This is a genomic window from Kitasatospora albolonga (genome assembly GCF_039535905.1).
Lineage (GTDB): Bacteria > Actinomycetota > Actinomycetes > Streptomycetales > Streptomycetaceae > Kitasatospora > Kitasatospora albolonga.
In genome coordinates this window covers 1-20,591 of record NZ_BAAAYB010000074.1, presented here as the reverse complement: position 1 = coordinate 20,591, position 20,591 = coordinate 1, and the positions used below count along the sequence as shown (strand labels likewise).

The following is a 20,591-nucleotide window of genomic DNA, read 5'->3' as shown; positions in this document are numbered from 1 at the left end:
CGAAGGGAAGACCGTGCACCGTTCCGCAAGACGCCTCCCGCACGCGGCCGCCGCCGCTCTCGCCGCCCTCACCCTGGCCGGCTGCGGGAGCGGCACCACGCCCGCCGCCGACACGGCCCCCAGCACGACCGCAGGCGCGGGCACGGGGTTCCCCGTCACCGTCCAGCACAAGTACGGGAGCACCGAGATCAAGTCCGCCCCCAAGCGGGTGGTCACCCTCGGCCTCTCCGACCAGGACGCGGTGCTCGCGCTCGGGGTCAAGCCGGTCGGCGCGGTGGACTGGTTCAAGGAGAGCCCGTACGGCAAGTGGCCGTGGGCCAAGGACCTGTGGGGCGGCACGGCTCCGCAGGTGGTCGGCGAGCGCGACGAGTACGCCATGGAGAAGATCGCCGGGCTGAAGCCCGACCTGATCATCGCCCAGTACTCGGGCATGAAGCAGGAGCAGTACGACACCCTGCGGAAGATCGCCCCGGTGGTCGCCCAGCCCAAGGAGCACCAGGACTACGCCGCGCCCTGGCAGGTGATGACCCGCCAGATCGGCAAGGCGCTCGGCAAGGAGGCCGAGGCCGAGCAGAAGATCACCGCGATCGGCGAGCGCTTCAAGGCCGTCAAGGCGCGGCACCCCGAGTGGGCGCAGCAGACGCTGGCCGTCGCCGACAGCTTCGAGGCGGGGAAGTACTCGGCCTTCACCCGGACCGATCCGAAGGCGATCTTCTTCAACGAGCTCGGCTTCAAGCTCAAGCCGGAGATCGACGCGCTGGCCAAGCCGGGCTGGAACGTCGCCGAGCTGAGCGCCGAGAAGCTCGACGTGCTCGACGCCGACCGCCTGGTCTGGGTCACCTCCAGCGCCGCGGCCAACGAGCGGATCAAGGGCGAGCCGCTCTACCGCAAGCTCAAGGTGCAGCAGGAGAAGCGCGACCTCTTCGTCCCCTACACCGACCCGGACGTGGGCGCGGCCTTCTCCTTCAACACCGTGCTCTCGATCCCCTACGCGATCGACCAGATCGAGCCGCTGCTCAGCCCCAAGCAGTAGCAGCCGCCCGGGCGCCGCCGCCCCCGGACGCACCGTCACCGGCCCATCCAGAGAGGCGTACCACCATGTCTGCTGCCGAGTCCGACCCGACGGCACCCGCCGGCCTGCCGATGACCGGCGGCCAGCACGGGATCTGGCTCGCCCAGCAGTACGAACCGGAGGGCACCGCCTTCCACGCCGCCTACTTCCTGGACCTGCACGGGGCCGTGGACCTGCCGCGGCTCGCCGCGGCAGCCCGCCGGGCGGTGGAGGAGGCCGAGTGCCTGCGGGTGCGGTTCGCCCCCGGCCCGGTCCAACTCCCGGACACGGCGAGGGAGATGACCGCGCCGGAGGTGGTCGACCTGCGGGGCGAGGGCGACCCGTACGGGGCGGCGGAGGCGTGGATGGCGGCCGACCGGGTGCGGCCGATCGACCTGGAGGCCGGGCCGCTGCACCGGCACGCGCTGCTCCGGCTGGCCGACGGCGTGGTGCGCTGGTACCAGGTCTACCACCACATCGCGGTGGACGGCACCGGCGTCGCCCTGATCACCCGCCGGGCCGCCGCGCTCTACGACGACCCGTCGGCCCCGGCGTCCGACCCGGACTGGCGGCTGGCCCGACTCACCGACGCCGAGCGGGCCTACCTGGCCTCGCCCGCCCACGAGGCCGACCGCGCCTACTGGCGCGCCAAGCTGGCGGCCCGCCCGGAGCCGGCCCGCCTCGCCACGGCCCGCCCGTCCTCACCGGCCGCACCGGCCGACGGCGAGCCGGGGGGCTCGACCGCAGGCACCGGTGGGCCGGGGGCCCGTCCGGACGGGACGGACCTCACGGCGGACCGGGGCAGTCAGGGCGGCACCGGAGTGCGGCAGGGCGGCCAGGGTGGCGCCGGCGGGCCGGGGGAGCAGGGTGGCACCGGCCGGGTGACGCCCGGTCAGGGCGGTGGCGCCGGTTCGGCGGAGTGCCGGAGCGCCGGCTCGGCCTCCGCCTCCACTGCCACGCGGGTGACCCGGCACGTGGAGCTCGGCGCCGAGCGGGTGGCGCGCCTGCGGGCGGCCGCGCGGGCCATGGGCGTGCGGACCTCCCGCCTGCTGGTGGCCGCCGTCGCGGCCTATCTGCACCGCAGCACGGGGGAGAGCGATCTGCTGGTCGGCCTGCCCGTCGCCGCCCGGCCGGACGGCGGGCGGGCCGAGGTGCCCGGGATGCTCTCCAACATCCTGCCGCTGCGGCTCACCGTCCGCCCCGCCACCACCCTCGCCGAGCTGGTCGCCGAAGTGGCGGACGGCATCGCCGAGTTGCTGCCCCACAGCCGCCTGCGCGCCGAGGAGCTGGCCCGTGAGCTCGGCCTCGCCGAGGGCGTCGCCGCGCTCACCGGCCCCACCGTCAACGTCCTCCCGGTCGGCACCGGCCTCGGCTTCACCGGCCTCGCCCCGGAGTTCCGCCCGCTCTGGCTCGGCCCGGCCGCCGACCTCGCGATCACCTTCGGGAGACCCTGGCGGGCGACGGCATCCGCCTCGACCTCGCCCTGGATACCCCGGCCGACGCGACCGCGCAGGCCGAGCTGGCCGGCCACCAGCGACGCCTGCTGCGCGTCCTGGACGCCCTCACCGGCGACCCGGACCTGCCGGTGGCCCGGATCGAGCTGCTCGCCGCCGCCGAACTCACCGAACTGCTGGAGGAGTTCGGCGCCGACCCGGTGGACAGCCCGGAGCTCAGCTGGCCCGCGGCCTTCGAGCGCCAGGCCGCCCGCCGCCCGGACGCGACCGCCCTGGTCTGCGAGGACCAGCGGCTGAGCTACGCCGAACTCGACGCCGCCGCCAACCGCGTGGCCCATCTGCTGCTCGCCCGCGGCGTGCGCCGGGAGGAGCCGGTCGGCCTCGCCCTGCCCCGCTCCGCCGAGCTGGTGGTGGCGCTGCTCGGGGTGCTCAAGGCCGGCGCGGCCTACCTCCCGCTGGACGCCGACCACCCGCGCGAGCGGATCGCGTACATGCTGGCCGACGCCGGGGCCCGCACCGTCCTCACCACCACCGCGCTCGCGCCGGAACTCCCCGCCGGCGTCGAGGCCCTGGCCCTCGACGCCCCCGAGGTTCAGGAGGCGCTGGCCTCGGCGCCGTCCACCTCCCCGGGCGTGGACATCGCCCTGGACGAGGCCGCCTACGTGATCTACACCTCCGGCTCCACCGGCCGTCCCAAGGGCGTCCTGGTCCCGCACGACGGCATCGGCAGTCTGATCGCCACCGCCACCGAGCGGATCGGCGTCACCGAGCACAGCCGGGTCGCCCAGTTCGCCTCGGTCGGCTTCGACGTGACGGTCTGGGACCTGGTGATGTCGCTCTGCGTCGGCGGACAGGTGGTCCTGGTGCCCGCCGAACGCCGGGTCGCCGGGCCCGCGTTGACGGAGTACCTGACCGAGCACCGGGCCACCCACATGATCCTGCCGCCCTCCCTGGTGGCCGCCCTGCCGCCGGAGTGCACCCTGCCCGAGGGCGCGGTACTGGTGGTCGGCACCGAGGCGGTACCCCAGGAGCTGGTGGCCCGCTGGGCCGGCCGGCTGCGCGTGGTGGTTGCGTACGGACTGACCGAGGCGAGCGTCAACTCCACGCTCTGGCCGGCCACCTCCGGCTGGAGCGGGCCCGTCCCGATCGGCCGCCCGGACCCGAACACCCGCTGCCACGTGCTCGACCCGTCGCTGCGCCCCGTCGCGGTCGGCGTCGAGGGCGAGCTCTACGTCTCCGGGCGCGGCCTGGCCCGGGGCTACCTCGGCCGGTACGGGCTGACGGCCGAACGCTTCGTCGCCGACCCCTTCGGCGAGCCGGGCGGCCGGATGTACCGGACGGGGGACCGGGTCCGCTGGCGGGCCGACGGGAACCTGGAGTTCCTGGGACGGGCCGACGGCCAGGTGAAGATCCGCGGCCACCGGATCGAGCCCGGCGAGGTGGAGAGCGCCTTCATGGCCCGCCCCGGCATCGCCCAGGCCGCCGTGCTGGTCCGGGAGGACCACCGGGGCACCAAGCGGCTGGTGGCCTACCTGGTGGGCGGCCGGGACGCGGTGGCGGCGGCCCGCGCCGCGGTGGCGGGGGAGCTGCCCGAGCACCTGGTGCCGAGCGCCGTGGTGGTGCTGGACCGGCCGCTCCCGCTGACCCCCAACGGCAAGCTCGACCACCGGGCGCTGCCCGATCCGGACTGGACCGCGGGAGGCGGCGACGCCGGTTCGGCGCCGGGCAGCCCGCTGGAGGCCACGCTCGCGCGGCTGTTCGGCGAGGTGCTGGCGCTGCCCCGGGTCGGGGTGCACGAGAGCTTCTTCGAGCTGGGCGGCGACAGCATCGTGGCCATCCAGCTGGTCAACTCCGCCCGCGAGCAGGGCATCGGGCTCACGCCCCGGCAGGTGTTCCGGCTGCGCACCGTCGCCGCGCTGGCCGCCGCGGCCACCCTCGTCGGGACCGGCTCCGCGGCCCCGGCGGTGGTGCTCGACCCGGAGGCGCTGCCGGTCTCCCCGCTCCAGGAGGGGTTCTTCTTCCACGCCGCACTGGGACGGCGCCGCGCAGGACGGGTACCTCGTCCAGGAGGTGCTGGAGCTGGCCGGGGCGGTGGACGGCGAGCGGCTGCGCGGGGCGCTGCGCACCGTGCTGGAACGCCACCCGCTGCTGCGGGCCGGCTTCCGTCAGCTCCTGGACGGCCGGGTGGTGCAGCGGATCGCGCCGCTCGGCGAACTGCCGTGGCGCGTGGTCGAGTCGAGCGGGCCGGCCGACGGACCGGACGACGGCCCCTTGGAGGCGGCGCTCGCCGAGGACCGGGCCGCCGGGTTCGACCTCGCGGTTCCGCCGCTGCTGCGGGCCACCCTGCTGCGGACGCCGGGCCGGACCAGGCTGCTGCTGACGCTGCACCACATCGTGGCCGACGGCTGGTCCGTGGCCCTGGTCCTGCGCGACCTGCTCGCCGCCCACGGGGGTGCCCCGCTGCCGCCCGCGCCGTCCCCGGACGGCTACCTCGGCTGGCTGGTCACCCGGGACCGCGAGGCCGCCCGCACGGCCTGGAGTACCGCCCTCGCCGGACCGCTCGAACCGCTGAAGCTGCTGGGTGATGCAGTGGATCCCGCCGCACCAGGGACGGTGGAGGTCCGGCTTCCCGCCGAACTCACGGCCGGGATAGCCGAGTTCGCGCGGTCGCACGGCCTCACCCCGAGCACCGTGCTGCACGGGGCCTGGGCCGTCCTGCTGGGTGCGCTGACCAACCGTGAGGAGGTGCTGTTCGGCACCACCGTCTCCGGCCGCACCACCGAGGTGGCCGGCAGCGCCGAGCTGGTCGGGCTGTTCAGCAACACCGTCCCGGTCCGCGTGCGACTGCGCCCCGAGGAGTCGCTGTCCGCCCTGCTGGCCCGTCTCCAGGAGGAGCAGAGCGCCCTGCTGGACCACCAGCACCTGGGCCTCGCCGAGCTGCAACGGATCGGCGGGGGCGGCGAGTTGTTCGACACCCTGGTGGTCTTCGAGAACCACCCGACGGCGGCCCTGAACGCCGGGCCGGCCGCCGGGGACGGCCTGCGGATCACCGGGGTCGAGGTCCGCGACGCGGTGCACTACCCGCTGGCCCTGGTGGTGCTCCCCGGCGAGGAGCTCGAACTGCGGCTCAAGCACGACGGCAGCAGGATCACCGCTGCCGGGACGGCCGCGCTGGCCGCCCGGCTGACGGCCCTGCTGACCACGGTCGTCACCACCCCCGAACTGCCGTTGGCCGCCGTCGACCTGCTCTCCGACCGCGAGCGCTTCCAGCTCGCCGCGCTCAACGCGACCGCCCACCCGGTGCCCGCCACCACCCTGCCCCGGCTGATCGCCGAGCAGACCGCCCGGACCCCGGACGCACCTGCCGTGGTCTCCGCCGACGCCACCCTCTCGTACGCCGAACTCGAGCGCCGGGCCGAGCGGTTGGCCACGCGTCTGCGAGCTCGGGGCGCCGGTCCGGAGCGCCACGTCGCGATAGCCCTGCCGCGCTCGGCCGAGCTGATGACCGCCCTGCTCGGCGTGCTCCGCTCCGGCGCCGCCTACCTCCCGCTGGACCCGGACCACCCGCGCGAGCGGCTCGCCACGATGCTGGCCGACTCCGGCGCCCGTACGGTGGTCACCACGGCCGGGGTCGAGCTCCCCGACCTGCCGGGCGTCGAACGGCTGCTGATCGAGGACCTCGACCAGGAACCCGAACCCGCCCCGGCCGAGGCCACCCCGGTTGAAGCCGGGCCGGACCACCCTGCCTACCTGATCTACACCTCCGGCTCCACCGGGCGCCCCAAGGGCGTGTCCGTCACCCACCGCGCGATCGTCAACCGGCTGGCCTGGATGCAGGGCCGCTACCGGCTCGACCCCACCGACCGGGTGCTCCAGAAGACGCCGTCGGGCTTCGACGTCTCCGTCTGGGAGTTCTTCTGGGCCCTGTGCGAGGGCGCCGCGGTGGTGCTCGCCGAGCCCGAGGGCCACAAGGACCCGGCCTACCTCGCGGAGCTGATCCGGGCCGAGCGGGTCACCACCCTGCACTTCGTCCCCTCGATGCTGACCGCCTTCGTCCAGGCCACCCGAGCGACGGGCGGGACCGGCTGGGCGGCCAGCCTGCGCCGGGCCTTCGCCAGCGGCGAGGCGCTCGGCGGCGAGACCGCCCGCGGTTGGGCCGAGGTCTCCGGCGGGGTGCCCCTGCACAACCTCTACGGCCCGACGGAGGCGGCCGTGGACGTCACCCACTTCGACGTCCCCCGTGTCGACGTCCCCCACGTCGGGACCGGGACTGCGGCCGGCCCGGTGCCGATCGGCCGCCCGGTCTGGAACACCAGGCTGCACGTGCTGGACGGCTTCCTGCGCCCCGTCCCCGAGGACGTCCCCGGCGAGCTCTACCTGGCCGGGGTCCAGCTGGCCCGTGGCTACCTCGGCCGGTACGGCCTGACGGCCGAGCGCTTCGTGGCCGACCCGTTCGGCGAGCCGGGCAGCCGGATGTACCGCACCGGGGACCTGGTGCGCCGCCGGCCGGACGGGGAGCTGGAGTACCTGGGCCGGACGGACCGTCAGGTCAAGATCCGGGGCCAGCGGATCGAGCTGGGGGAGGTCGAGGCCGCGTTGGCCGCCCTGCCCGGGGTGGCGCGGGCCGCCGTGATCGCCCGGGACGGTGCGCTGCTCGGCTACGCGGTGCCCTCCGGAGCCGTGCTGCCCGGCACGGTGCTCGACGGGGCGGCGCTGCGCGCCGCGCTGGTGGAGGTGCTGCCGGCCGCCCTGGTCCCGCAGGCGGTCGTCCCGCTGGCGGAGCTGCCCCTGACGCCCAGTGGGAAGCTCGACCAGCGCGCCCTGCCCGACCCCGGGCCCGCCACCGGGTCCGCCACCGGGCGGACCACCGCCTCCAGGGAGCCCCGCACCTCCCTGGAGCGCGAGCTGTGCGCCGTCTACGCGGAGGTGCTGCGGCTGCCCGAGGTGGGGCCGGAGGACGACTTCTTCGTGCTGGGCGGCGACAGCCTCTCCTCCATCACCGTGGCCACCCGGGCCCGCGCGCTCGGCCTGCCGGTCGGCCCGCGCGAGGTCTTCACCGCCCGCACCCCGGCCGCCCTGGCCGCTCTCCTGCCCGCCCCCGACGAGTCGAAGCCGACCCCCGAGCCGGAGCCCGCCACCGCCGTGACCGAACCGACCGACCTCACCCTGGGCGCCGCCGAGGCCGCCGCCCTCCAGGCCCTGCTCGCGCAGCAGGGCAGTGCCGACCCGGCGCTGCAGGCCCTGCTGGCCAAGCTCACGGCGGCCGCCGGGGCCCCGGCCCCGGCTCCGCTGCTCGACCTGACGGGGGAGGAGCGTGCCAGGGTCGAAGCCGTCGCCGGGCGGACCGTCGGCGAGGTCTGGCCGCTCTCACCGCTCCAGGAGGGCATGTACTTCCACGCCGGCTACGACAGCGGGGACGCGCTCGACGTCTACCTCTCGCAGGAGACCCTGGAGCTGGACCACCGCCTGGACACCGACCGGCTGCGCGCCGCCTGCCGCGCCCTGCTGGAGCGCAACCCCGGCCTGCGGGCCGGCTTCACCGCCGACGGCGTCCCCGACCCGGTCCAGTACCTGGTCGAGCAGGCCGAGATCCCGCTCGCCGTCGCCGACCTCGCCCACCTCCCGGAGGCCGAACAGGACTCCCGCGCGGCCGAGTTGCTGGCCGAGGACCGGCGCCGGCGCTTCGACCTGACGGCCCCTCCGCTCTGCCGCCTGCTGCTGCTCCGGCGCGGCGGCGGCCGGGACACCCTGGTCGTGACCCACCACCTGATCCTCTGGGACGGCTGGTCCGCCTGGCTCTTCCTGGAGGAGCTCTTCACCCTCTACGCCCGCTCCGGCGACACCGCCGGCCTTCCGCGGCCCGGCTCCTACCGCGAGCACCTCCGCTGGCTGGCCGATCAGGACTCCGAGGCGGCCCTCGACGCCTGGGCCGGAGCCCTCTCCGGCCTGACGGAGCGCACCCTCACCGCCCCCGCCGGCCGCGACGGCGGCCCGGTCATCCCCGAGGACCACCACGCCCTGCTGGACGCCGGCGCGAGCGAGCGCCTGCACGCCGCCGCCCGCGCCCACGGCCTCACCCTCAACTCCCTGCTCAGCGCCGCCTGGGGCCTGACCCTCTCCGCCCTGCTCGGCCGCTCCGACGTGGTCTTCGGCACCGCCGTGGCCGGTCGGCCCGCAGAGGTGCCCGGGGTGGCCGGGATCATCGGGATGTTCCTGAACACCGTGCCCACCCGGATCGCGTTCCGCCCCGCCGAGCCGGTGCCGGAGCTGCTCCGGCGCCTCCAGGCCGAGCGCGCCGAGCTGATGCCGCACGAGTACCTCGGCCTCGGCGCGATCCAGCAACGGACCGGCCACCGACGGCTGTTCGACACCCTCTTCGTGCTGCGCTCCGCCGACGGTGAGGAGCGCGCCGCCGCCCTGCGGGCCCAGCACGGCATCACCGCGGTGGGCAACGTGGACGGCACGCACTTCCCGCTCACCCTGATCGTCACCCCCGAGGCCCGTCTGCGGGTCACCCTGGCCGCCCGCCCCGACCTCTTCCCGGCCGAGGCCGCGCGCACCGTCCTGGACCGCTACACCACCGTGCTGGACCGCCTCGCCGAGGGCCTGGAGGCCGCCGCGCCCGTCGGGCGCCTGGACCTGCTGCTGCCCGGCGAGGCCCCCGACACAGCCGGTACCCGCGAGCCCCTGCCGGACCGCACGGTGGCCGAACTGCTGGCCGAGCAGGCCGCCCGCACCCCCGGCGCGACCGCCCTGGTCAGCGGCGGACAGCGGCTCAGCTACGCCGAGTTGGACGCCGAGGTCAACCGCCTCGCCCGCCTGCTGCTCTCCCACGGCGCCGGCCCCGAGCGCGTGGTGGCCCTCGCCCTGCCGCGCTCCGTGCGGACCGTGGTCGCCCTCTTCGCGGTGCTGCGCACCGGCGCCGCCTACCAGCCGCTGGACCTCGACCACCCGGCCGACCGCCTGCGGCTGATGCTCGAGGACACCCGCCCGCTCTGCCTGCTCACCACCACCGAGGTCGCCCCGGCCCTGGCCGGAACCGCCGAGCCGGTTCTGCTCGACCACCCGGACGTCCAGGCCGAGTTGGCCGCCCTCCCGGCCGGGCCGCTCGCCGACGTCCCCGGCTTCGAGCCCGGCCGCACCGGCCGTCTGGAGCACCCCGCCTACGTCATCCACACTCCGGCTCCACCGGCCGCCCCAGGCGTGGTCACCCCCTACCGGGGCCTGACGAACATGCAGCTCAACCACCAGCGCGAGGTGTTCGCCCCCGCCGTCGCCTCGGCGGGCGGGCGCCGGCTGCGGATCGCCCACACCGTCTCCTTCGCCTTCGACATGTCCTGGGAGGAGCTGCTCTGGCTGGTCGAGGGCCACGAGGTGCACGTCTGCGACGAGGAGCTGCGCCGCGACGCCGAGCAGCTCGTCGCGTACTGCGACCGGAACGCGGTGGACGTGGTGAACGTCACCCCCACCTATGCCCAACTCCTGATCGAACACGGCCTGTTGGAGGGGCACCGGCCCGCCCTGGTGCTGCTCGGCGGCGAGGCCGTCCCGGACGCGGTCTGGCACCGCCTGCGCGAGACCGAGGGCACCTACGGCTACAACCTCTACGGCCCCACCGAGTACACCATCAACACCCTCGGCGGCTCCACCGCCGACAGCCCCACCCCCACCGTCGGCCGCCCCATCCGCAACACCCGGGCCCACGTGCTGGACGCCATGCTGCGCCCGGTCGCCCCCGGGGCCCCCGGTGAGCTGTACATCGCCGGCACCGGCCTGGCCCGCGGCTACCACGACCGGCCCGGGCTGACCGCCGCCCGCTTCGTCGCCGACCCCTTCGGCGAGCCGGGGGAGCGGATGTACCGCACCGGCGACCTGGTGCGCCGCCGCCCCGACGGCCTGCTGGACTTCCTCGGCCGCACCGACGACCAGGTCAAGATCCGCGGCTACCGGATCGAACTCGGCGAGGTCGCCGCCGCCCTGACCACCCATCCGGCCGTGGCCCGGGCCGCCGTGGTGGTCGGCGAGGGCAGGCGCCTGGTCGGTTACGCCGTCCCGTCCGGCCCGGTCACCCCCGAGGAGCTCCGCGCCCACCTGCGCACTGTGCTGCCCGACTACATGGTGCCCGCCGCGACCGTCCTGCTCGACGCCCTGCCGCTGACCGTCAACGGCAAGCTGGACGCCCGCGCCCTCCCGGCTCCCGACCTCGCCGGGCTCACCGGCCCCGGCCGCGCCCCGCGCGACGACCGCGAACGGGCCCTTTTGCGCGCTCTACGCCGAGGTGCTCGGCCTGCCCGAGGGCAGCGTCACCGTCGACGCCGACTTCTTCGACCTCGGCGGCCACTCCCTGCTGGCCACCCGCCTGATCGGCCGGGCCCGCGCGGTGCTCGGCGCCGGCCTGGCCATCCGCGACCTGTTCGAGGCGCCGACCGTCGCCGACCTGGTCGCCCGGGTCGACGCGGCCACCGGCGCGGAGCGTCCGGCGGCCCGCCCGGAGCTGGTGGCCACGGTCCGCCCCGCCGAGATCCCGCTCTCCGCCGCCCAGCAACGCCTGTGGCTGATCCAGCAGTTGGAGGGCACCTCCGCCGCCTACAACTTCCCGCTGGTGCTCCGGCTGCGCGGCCGCTTCGACCTCGCCGCCTGGACGGCCGCCCTCGCCGACCTGACGGCCCGCCACGAACCGCTGCGCACCCTCTTCCGGGTCCGTGACGGCCGCCCCCACCAGCACGTGCTGCCACCCGCCGAGGCCCGGCCGGAGGTCACGGTGGTGCCCGCCAGCGAGGAGCTGCTGCCCGACCTGATCGCCGCCGCCGTCGCCCGACCCTTCGACCTCGCCGCCGAACTCCCGCTGCGCGCCAGTGTGCTGGAGATCGACCCGGAGGACCGGGTGGTGGTCCTGCTGCTCCACCACATCACCACCGACGAGTGGTCCGACCGCCCGTTCCTGCGCGACCTCACCACCGCCTACGCCGCGCGCCGCTCGGGCCTGGCCCCCGCCTGGGAGCCGCTGCCGGTGCAGTACGCCGACTACGCGCTCTGGCAGCGGCGGCTGCTCGGCGCCGACGACGACCCCTCCAGCCTGGGCGCCGCCCAACTCGCCCACTGGAAGCGGACGCTGGCGGGCGCCCCGGAGGAGCTGGAGCTCCCGACCGACCGCCCCCGCCCCGCCCGGCCCGGCTTCCACGGTGCCGACCTCGCCGTCGAGCTCGCCCCGGACACCCACCACGCCCTGCGCGCACTCGCCCGCGAGCACGGCGCCAGCATGTTCATGGTGCTCCACGCCGCCGTCGCCGCGCTGCTGCACCGCCTCGGCGCCGGCACCGACCTGCCGATCGGCGCACCCATCGCCGGGCGGGACGAGGAGGCCCTGGACGACCTGGTCGGCTTCTTCGTCAACACCCTGGTCCTGCGCACCGACCTGACGGGCGACCCGAGCTTCGCCGAACTCCTCACCCGGGTCCGCACCACCGACCTGGCCGCCTTCTCCCACGCCGACCTGCCCTTCGAACGCGTCGTCGAGGCGGTCAACCCGGCCCGCTCCACCTCACGCAACCCGCTCTTCCAGGTGATGGTCGGTCACCACACCCGCACCGACGCGCCCCTGGCGCTGGACGGCCTGCGCGCCGAGTACGTCCCGTACCCGACCCGGACCGCCAAGTTCGACCTGGTCTTCAGCTTCACCGAGCAGCTGGGGGAGCGGGAGCGGCTCGGCTGCCGGATCGAGTACGCCACCGAGCTCTTCGACCGCCGCACCGTCGAGGAGCTGGCCGACCGGATGGAGCTGCTGCTGGCCGCCGTGCTCGCCGACCCGTCCCGACCGCTCTCCCACGCGGACGTGCTGCGGGAGGGGGAGCGCGAGCTGGTGCTGGAGACCTTCAACGCCACCGCGCGCCCGGTGGACGAGCTCACCCTCCCCGAACTGTTCGCCGCCCGGCTGGCCGAACGGCCCGACGCCGTGGCCGTGGTGGACCGCGGCCGGGAGGTCGGCTACGCCGAGCTCGACGCCCGGGCCGCCCGGATCGCCGCCCTGCTGGCGGCCCGGGGCGTCGGAGCGGAGGGTGTGGTCGGCGTCGCCGTCCCGCGCTCGGCCGACCTGATCGCCACCGTGCTCGCGGTGCTGCGGCTGGGCGCCGCCTTCCTCCCGCTCGACCTCGCCCACCCCGCCGACCGCCTCACGCACTTCCTCGGCGACTCCGCCGCCACCCTGGTGGTCGCCACCGAACCGGTCGCCGGGAAGATCCCGCCGGTCGCCCCGCTGCTTCTCCTGGACGCCCCGGCCGTGGCGGCCGAGCTCTCCGCCGCCGAACCGGCCGCCCCGGTCCGGGTGGCGCTCGACCAGGCCGCCTACGTCATCTACACCTCCGGCTCCACCGGCCGCCCCAAGGGCGTCGTCCTGCCGCACGAGGGCATCGCCAGTCTGGTCGCCACCGCCGTGGACCGGATGGGCCTGACCGCCGACAGCCGCGTCCTCCAGTTCGCCTCGGTCGGCTTCGACGTCTTCGTCTTCGAACTCGCCATGGCCCTGTGCCACGGCGGACGCCTCGTCCTGGTCCCGGACGAGGCCCGGGTGGCCGGCCCCGCGCTCACCGACTTCCTGGCCGAGCAGCGCGTCACCCACCTGATCCTGCCGCCCTCGCTGGTATCCGCCCTGCCGCCCGGCTGCGAACTCCCGAGGGCTCCACCATCCTGGTCGGCACCGAGACCGTCCCGCCGGACCTGATCGACCGCTGGGCGGGCAGCGTGAACCTGATCGCCGCGTACGGCCTCACCGAAGCCACCGTCAACTCCACCCTCTGGCCCGCCACCCGCACCGGCCGCCGCAGCGGCCAGGTCCCGATCGGCGCCCCCGACCCCAACCACCCGCTGCTACGTGCTGGACGACGCCCTGCGCCCCGTCCCGCCCGGGGTGGTCGGCGAACTCTACGTCGCGGGGCGGGGGGTTGGCCCGCGGTTACCTCGCCCGCCCCGGCCTGACCGCGACCCGGTTCCTCGCCGACCCGTTCGGCGCCCCCGGCGCCCGGATGTACCGGACCGGGGACCGCGCCCGCTGGCGCCGGGACGGGAACCTCGACTTCCTCGGCCGGGTGGACACCCAGGTGAAGATCCGCGGCTTCCGGATCGAACTCGGCGAGATCGAGGCCGCGTTGACCGCCCAGCCGTCGGTCGCCCAGGCCGCCGTGCTCCCCGACCGGCGGGGCGACATCGTCCGCCTGGTCGGGTACGTGGTCCCCGCCGCCGGCCAGCCGTTCGACGCCGCCGCCCTCCGGGAACGCCTCGCCGCCGCGCTCCCGAGTACATGCTCCCCTCCGCCCTCCTCCCGCTGGACGGCCCGCTCCGCTCACCCCGAACGGCAGCTCGACCGGGCCGCCCTCCCCGCCCCCGACTGGGCCGACCTGACCGGTGCCGACCAGCCCGAGGGCCCGGCCGAGGAGGCGGTCGGCCGGATCTTCCGCGAGATCCTCCGGCTGCCGGTCGTCGGCCGCCACGACGACTTCTTCGCCCTCGGCGGCCACTCGATGGCCTCCATGCGCCTGGTCGGACGCCTACGGGCCGAACTCGGCGTCGAGCTGGGCATCCGGGACGTCTTCGACGCCCCCACCGTGGCCGGCCTCGCCGCCAAGCTCACCCCCTCGACCGCCGCCCGCCCCGCCCTCCTGCCCGCACCGCCCGCCCCCTCCCCGCAGCCCCTCCCGCTGGCGCCGGTCCAGCGCTGGCACGCCAGCCCGGTCCACCCCGGCTGGGACCACGCCCTCGTCCTCCGCTCACCCGGCGGGCTGTCCCGGGCCGCGCTGGCCGCCGCGCTCGCCGACCTGGCTGAGCGGCACGCTCCGCTGCGGACCTCCGCCGGAGAGGGGGGTCAACTCCCGGTCCCCGGGCCACGCCTGGAGTGCTCCGCCTGCCCCGACCTGGAGGCCAGGATCGCCGAGCTGGCCACCGGCCGTGCCGTCTTCCCCGACGGCGCCCCGCTCCGGGCCCACCTGCTGACCGACCCCACCGGAGCGCAGGCCGTCCTGCTCACCCTGCACTACCTGGCCGTGGACGAGTGGTCCGTGGTCCCGCTGCTCCGCGACCTCACCGCCGCCTACGCCGCCCGGCTCGGCGGCGCCGCCCCCGCCTGGGCCCCGCTCCCGGTGGACTACACCGACTACACCCGCTGGGCCCACGCCGTGCTGGCCTCCCACGACCTGGCCGCCACCCAACTCGCCCACTGGCGGCAGACCTTGGCCGGAGCCCCGACCCGCCTCGCCCTCCCCGCGGACCGTCCGGCCCCGACCGTGCGCACCCACCGGGCCGCCCACGTCCCCTTCGTCCTCGACCCGCGCCTGCGCCGCGCCGTCGACCGCCTGGCCTCGGCCACCGGCACCAGCATGTTCATGGTGCTGCACGCGGCGCTCGCCACCCTGCTCACCGCCCACGGGACCGGCACCGACCTGCCCATCGGCGCCAAGGTGGCCGGCCGCACGGACGACCAACTCGCCGACCTGGTCGGCTGCTTCTTCAACACCGTCGTCCTGCGCACCGACACCGGGGGCGACCCGAGCTTCGCCGACCTGCTCGCCCGGGTCCGGGAGACCACCCTGGCCGCCCTCGAACACCAGGAGCTCCCGTACGCCGAGGTGCTCCAGGCCACCGACCTGGCCGGCCACTCGCCCCAGGTCATGGTCATCCACCACGAGGCCGCCGAACTCGCCTCCCTGGAAGGCGGAGTGGGTACCCTCGAAGCCGTCCCCACCGGTTGGACCCCCGCCGACCTCACCCTCAGCTTCCACCAGCCGCGCGGCGACGGCGAGGTGCACTGCGCCCTGATCCACGCCACCGACCGCCTCGGCCCCCGGAAGGCCGCCGCCCTGGCCGGCGAACTCCTCACCCTCCTCCGGACCGCCACCGCCAACCCCGACCTCCCACTCACCGTCCTGGCCGCCCTGATGGCCACCCCCTGCACCGACTGAGGAGCCCACCTCCGTGACCACCAACCCGTTCGACGACCCCGAGGCCGACTTCCACGTCCTGGTCAACGCGGACAACCAGCACTCCCTCTGGCCGGCCTTCGCCCCCGTCCCGCCCGGCTGGACCAGCATCCTCGGCCCCACCACCCGCGACGCCTGCCTCACCCACATCGAGTCCCACTGGACCGACCTGCGCCCGGCGGGCCTGACCGCCCGTCAGGCCTGAGGACGTGGGCGTGGAACGGACATTGAGCGGGCGGGAGGCCTCGGAGGCCGTCGGCGGTCTCGGGTGGCGGTTCCTGCTGGGCGCGATCCGCACCTCGGTCCCCGTCGGGTCGCTGGCCGAGGGGGTCGCGGTGGCGGCGGGTGCGGTGGCGGCCTGCGGCAGCGAGGCCGACCGGCACCTCCGTGTCGACGTCCGGCCCGGGCGGGTGGTCCTGACCCTCCAGTCGCTGGACCACGCCGCCGTGACGACCCGGGACGTCACCCTCGCGGGCCGGATCTCGGCCGTCGCGGAGGAGTCCGGTTCACGGACGGAGCCCGAGGTGGGAGCGGACGCACCGCGGTCGGTCCAGCTCCTGGAACTCGCGATCGACGCCCTCGACATCGCGGCGATCCGCCCGTTCTGGAAGGCCGTGCTGGGCTACGCCGACGAGCAGGGAGCCGACGGCCCCCGGGATCCCCTGGTCGACCCGGTCGGGCAGGGCCCGGCGATCTGGTTCCAGCAGATGGACCAGGCCCGCCCGCAGCGCAACCGCATCCACTTCGACGTGTGCGTCCCCCACGACGAGGCGCCCCGGCGGATCGCCGCAGCGTTGGCGGCCGGCGGCCGCCTGCTCTCCGCCGCCCGGGCCCCGGCCTTCTGGGTGCTCGCCGACGTCGAGGACAACGAGGTCTGCGTGACCACCTGGCAGGGCCGGGACGGATAGCGGAATTCGAACTCCGGGTGCGGAACGATCTGTTGACGAAGCAGCCGGGGCGCGGCAAGACTGGGCGGCGGTCCCGTGCCGTGCGGGGCCGGGGTTCGTTCCCACTTGTCAGGAGGACCGTATGGAAGCTCCGACCGTACACGCGCTGCCGGCCGACACCACGTTCGGCGACGCGGAGTTCGACCTCGTGATCGGCGAGCTGGAGCAGGACGCGCCGAAGGGCCAGCCGCAGAACGGCACCTGTATCCGCGTTTACTGCTCCTTCTAGCAAGTGGCGGGGGAATCCGCCGCGGAGGCAGAGTTTCCCCCCTCCGAGGAGAATCGGGTGCCGCCGTATTCGGTGGCACCCGACCTCTTGTCGTGGGAATTCCGGTGGCAGGGCAGGGCAGGGCAGGGCGGGTCGGCGGCGAAGCGTGCGGCTGCGACCACCCGGTGAGGGGTTGGATGGAACTGCGCGACCCGGGCGGCACCGTCCCCGCGCCCGAACTCCCGATCACGACACGGCGGTTGCTGACCGCGCTGGCCGAGGGCCGGGCGGGCCGGGCGTTCCCGCCCGCGGTCGTGCCCGGGCCGGAGGGCACGCTCGCCGTCGAGCGTCCGTTGGGCGGCCCGTCCGACGCACGGGCGCTGGCGCACGCGCTGTCCGATCCCCGGTTCGCGCCGCTGCACGAGGCGCTCCGGCGGATCGACGCCTGGTCCGCGCAGGCCGCCGCCGAAGCCCGGCAGGTCGAGCCGCGGCTGCTGCGGCCGGAGAACGCCGAGGTGTTCGGGCCGCTGCTCACCGAGGCGCTGGAGGCGTGCGTGGCCGGGCCGGCCGAACGGGCCGCCGCGTCCACCGCCGAACGGGTGGGCCAGTACCTGGAGTTCCTGACACTGTTCCTCGAACGGCTGGCCCGCGACCAGCCCGCCGACCGGCGGGTCACCGGCCTGTGGGCGCACGGCGAGGAGACCCACAACGGCGGGCAGCGGGTGGTGCGGGTCGAGTTTGCCGACGGCGGCCGGCTCGCGTACAAGCCACGGCCGGCGACGGGCGAACTGCTGTTCCTGGCCACCGAAGGCTCGCTGTTCGCCCTGCTCAACCAACTGCCTCCGATGGCGGGGGAGATCAGGCTCCCCACGATGCGCGTGCGGCAGGGCAGCGGGCCGGGCCGGCCGGACCACTCGTGGCAGGAGTGGATCGAGCCGCCGCAGGCCTGGGGCGTGCTGCGGGCCGAGGGCCCGCTGAGTCTGCGCGGCGCCGTCCTGGAACCCGGAGTGGCGGACCGCTACTGGCATCGCGCCGGTTCGCTGGCCGCCGCCGCGTTCGCCTTCGGGATCACCGACCTGATCGGCGGCAACGTGCTGATCGGGCAGCGTCCGGAGGACGGCGAGCCGCTCCCGTACCCGGTCGACCTGGAGTCCTACTTCGGTGCCGTGGAGCGCCTGTTCGGGACCGGGTTGATCGCCGATCCGGCGGTCTCCACCCACCACCACGCCGGGCTGGAGTCCCTCCCGCGCTGGTGCGAGCCGGACGGCCCGGCCACCTGCTGGCACCCGCAGCCCGACGGCTCGCTGCGGCTGGAGCGCCGGACCCGCTCCTTGACCAGGACCGAGACCCGCGCGGTCGTCGGCGACACCGGGGGCCGGGTGGGCTACGGCCCGTACCTGCCGGCGCTGCTGCGCGGCATGTTCGACGCCTGGACGCTGATGTGCCGTCACCGGCCCCGGATCGCCGAGTTCATCGGGGAGCGGGCGGCCGGGCACGTGGTCCGGGTGATCGCCCGGCCGACGGACGAGTACCCCGACGGTGGCGACGTGCCGTTCACCGAGGCCGAGTCGGCGCAGCTCGCCCGGGGCGACGTCCCGTACTTCTTCCGGACGGCCGACGGCGGCCCGCTGCTGGCGATGCGGACACCGCCCGGCGGCGGGCTGCGCGCCGAGCCGGCCGAGGCACCCGCGTGGGGCGAGGACCGGCCCTGGCCGCCGGTCGCCGCCGTCCGCGAGGGCGGCAAGCTTGACCTCGCCGGGCTCGGCATCGCGCTGCGCGACGCGGTCGAGTACGTGCACCCCGACTCGCCGGGGCCGGGCGAGCTGGACGATCCGGGGCACGGGGTGCGGCTCGTACGGCGTGGGCCGCGCGAGGGCGAGGTCTCCTTCGACTGGCCGCAGGCGGGCCGCCGCATCACCTACTCCTGGGACGAGGCGAAGCTGCGGCTGCGCATCGACCCGCTGATCAGGACGGCCGGCCCGGTCGATCCAGTGGCACGGGAGGAGGCGGTCGGTGCGGGCCGGCAGGACGGGCCGGCAGCCCAGGACACCCCTTCCGCCTCCGCTACCGCCTCCGCCACCGCCGACCTCGCGGAGGCGGGTGGGCGGCAGGCCCGGTCGGGTGCGGAGATCCGCGAGCGGTTGCTCCGCTTCGACCGGCTCGACGCCGCGCTGCGCGGGCCCTGGGCGGCGGGGGGCTTCACCGACACCGAACTGGAGGCGCGGCTGGAGCGGCTGACCCGGGCCGGGATCGCCTGGCTGCGCGGCGTGGTCGCCGAGCACGGCTGGCCCGGCCACGGCCTGGTCGGACCGGAGGCAGCCACGGCGGCCGGTGCGCTGCTCCAACACCACGAGGGCGACCTCGACTTCCGGCGGGCGTGCCTGATGCTGATCGAGGCCGCCGCCGAGGCGGGCGACATGCTGCCGCGCGACGCGGCCTACCTCACCGATGCGGTGCGCCGGGCCGAGGGCCGGCCGCAGCTGTACGGCACCAAGTTCGAACGGGCCGCGCCCGGGGAGCTACGGCCCTGCCCGATCGAGGACGAGGACCGGGTGGACGAGCGGCGCGCCGCTGCCGGACTGCAGCCGCTGGCCGCCTACGCGGCCCTGCTCGCGGCGAAGTACCCGCCACCCGGCTCGGCACCCGCGTCGGCACCCGATTCGGCACCCGAGCCGTGGTCCGCGCCGGGATCCGTGTCGGGAACCGGCTCGGCACCCGGGGCGGCGCCGGCTGCACCGGCACCACCCGGGTCGGAGTCCCGGTCCGCACCTGGGGCGGCGTCAGAGCCGGCTCCCGCGAAGGAAGGGGTACGGGCGTGAGCGCGACCGACTGGACCGAACTCCTCGCCCCCGCCTGGGGCAAGCAGCCCGCGCTGCTCAAGGCCGCCGCTCCGACCGACCCGGAGCACCTGCACCGGACGGTCGTCGCCGCCTGTGCCCCGTTCCGGGCCGGCACCGTGTTCCGGACCTTCCCGCAGGTCCGTCTCCACACCGCGCTCGGCTGGCTCGGCGCGCCCGGCCGGCTGCTGCCCGACGCCGAGGATCCGACCCCGGCGGCCTACCGGACCCGGCTGCGCCGCGGGCCGGCCGGCAGCGGCCCGGACACCGGATTCCTGCTGAGCGTCCGTCAACCGCTGCACACCGACTACGCGCTCTGGACCTCCGTCCGCGACAGCCTGGAGCGGCTGTGGCAGCGGGTCGGCCTGCCGTGCCTGCCGGTCGAGGCCGAGCTGACCGAGGGGGACGACCACACCCGCCTCCGCGGCCTGGCCGCCCCGTCCGACCACGCCGTGCTGACCTGGGTGCTGGGCGGCACCCTGGAGGCCGAACTGCGGGAGGCGGACGGGTCGTTCCGGGTGCTGCGGGCCACCGCCGGCGAGCTGCTCCACTGGCCCGAGGGGTCCCGCTGGCGCGAGCGCCACCTGGACGGCTGCCTGACGCTGCGGATCTCCGTCCCGCGCGCCCCGCACCTGGCGGCCGGAGCCGTCAAGATCCTGCTGGCGGAGGAGGTCCGGGACCGCCTGGAGTACGACGGCACGGTGCCCTGCCTGCCCTACCCGCCGCCCGACGGCGGACCGGCCGATCCGATGCTCGCCATCGGCGAGGCGGCCCGAGCCGCGGCCGGCGGACCGGAGCTGCCCGCGGCGCTGCGCACCCGCTGGGCGGCCTGGCGCTCCTCCGCCGGGCTGGAGCCCGCCCCCGAGCCGCGCGAGGACGTGGCCCTCGTCCCCGGACAGCGGCTGCGGGTGGTGCGGGAGGTGCTCCGGCAGCCGGACGGGCCCGGCCGGCGGATCTGGGCCGTCAACGGGCACGCCTTCCCGATCGGCGGGGCGGCCGGCGAGCTGGTCGCGCAGGAGCTGGCAGTCGGGCGGGAGTTGACGCTCGCCGAGCTCTGCCGGGCGGTGGGTGCGGACGAGCGGAACGCCGCCGTGACCGCGCTGCTGCGCAAGCTCTACCGGCTGCGCGC

10 protein-coding genes and 1 pseudogene are annotated in these 20,591 nt (G+C 75.9%); all 11 read left to right on the top strand.

All coding sequences use genetic code 11. The features are described from left to right. Positions 1-13 precede the first annotated feature (13 nt). Positions 14-1,033 carry an iron-siderophore ABC transporter substrate-binding protein gene (locus tag ABD946_RS17910; RefSeq protein WP_345284744.1) on the top strand — a complete coding sequence of 340 codons (1,020 nt, stop codon included), beginning with the start codon at positions 14-16 and terminating at the stop codon, positions 1,031-1,033. Positions 1,034-1,098: 65 nt separating this feature from the next. Continuing rightward, on the top strand, positions 1,099-2,802 hold the full coding sequence (locus ABD946_RS17905) for a condensation domain-containing protein (protein WP_345284742.1): 1,704 nt from the start codon (positions 1,099-1,101) through the stop codon (positions 2,800-2,802). Beyond that, a pseudogene (locus ABD946_RS17895) lies at positions 2,718-10,865 on the top strand (non-ribosomal peptide synthetase); the annotation flags it as partial. The gene ABD946_RS17905 and the pseudogene ABD946_RS17895, both read left to right, overlap by 85 nt. After that, on the top strand, positions 10,784-13,222 hold the full coding sequence (locus tag ABD946_RS17890) for a condensation domain-containing protein (protein ID WP_345284740.1): 2,439 nt from the start codon (positions 10,784-10,786) through the stop codon (positions 13,220-13,222). The pseudogene ABD946_RS17895 and the gene ABD946_RS17890, both read left to right, overlap by 82 nt. Before the next feature lie 20 nt (positions 13,223-13,242). After that, positions 13,243-13,476 carry a hypothetical protein gene (locus ABD946_RS17885; RefSeq protein WP_345284738.1) on the top strand — a complete coding sequence of 78 codons (234 nt, stop codon included), beginning with the start codon at positions 13,243-13,245 and terminating at the stop codon, positions 13,474-13,476. Continuing rightward, complete coding sequence (locus ABD946_RS17880; protein ID WP_345284736.1) at positions 13,443-15,452, top strand: condensation domain-containing protein; 2,010 nt, start codon at positions 13,443-13,445, stop codon at positions 15,450-15,452. The genes ABD946_RS17885 and ABD946_RS17880 overlap by 34 nt, the downstream gene beginning before the upstream one ends. 13 nt (positions 15,453-15,465) lie before the next feature. After that, positions 15,466-15,675 carry an MbtH family protein gene (locus ABD946_RS17875; protein ID WP_345284734.1) on the top strand — a complete coding sequence of 70 codons (210 nt, stop codon included), beginning with the start codon at positions 15,466-15,468 and terminating at the stop codon, positions 15,673-15,675. Between the two features lie 10 nt (positions 15,676-15,685). Next, positions 15,686-16,378: a VOC family protein gene (locus ABD946_RS17870; RefSeq protein WP_345284732.1), complete on the top strand. Its 693-nt coding sequence runs from the start codon at positions 15,686-15,688 to the stop codon at positions 16,376-16,378. Between the two features lie 121 nt (positions 16,379-16,499). Beyond that, the gene (locus tag ABD946_RS17865; protein WP_345284730.1) at positions 16,500-16,646 is read left to right on the top strand and encodes a hypothetical protein; all 147 of its coding nucleotides are present in this window, start codon (positions 16,500-16,502) and stop codon (positions 16,644-16,646) included. A 176-nt stretch (positions 16,647-16,822) separates the two neighbouring features. Then, positions 16,823-19,444 carry a DUF4135 domain-containing protein gene (locus tag ABD946_RS17860; protein WP_345284728.1) on the top strand — a complete coding sequence of 874 codons (2,622 nt, stop codon included), beginning with the start codon at positions 16,823-16,825 and terminating at the stop codon, positions 19,442-19,444. After that, positions 19,441-20,591: hypothetical protein (locus tag ABD946_RS17855; RefSeq protein ID WP_345284727.1), on the top strand; the 1,151-nt coding region annotated here is incomplete at its 3' end. The genes ABD946_RS17860 and ABD946_RS17855, both read left to right, overlap by 4 nt.

Bases quoted from the DNA above. Each gene is read 5' to 3' on its own strand.
- ABD946_RS17865 (WP_345284730.1), top strand. From the start codon at position 16,500: ATGGAAGCTCCGACCGTACACGCGCTGCCGGCCGACACCACGTTCGGC.
- ABD946_RS17905 (WP_345284742.1), top strand. From the start codon at position 1,099: ATGTCTGCTGCCGAGTCCGACCCGACGGCACCCGCCGGCCTGCCGATG.
- ABD946_RS17860 (WP_345284728.1), top strand. From the start codon at position 16,823: ATGGAACTGCGCGACCCGGGCGGCACCGTCCCCGCGCCCGAACTCCCG.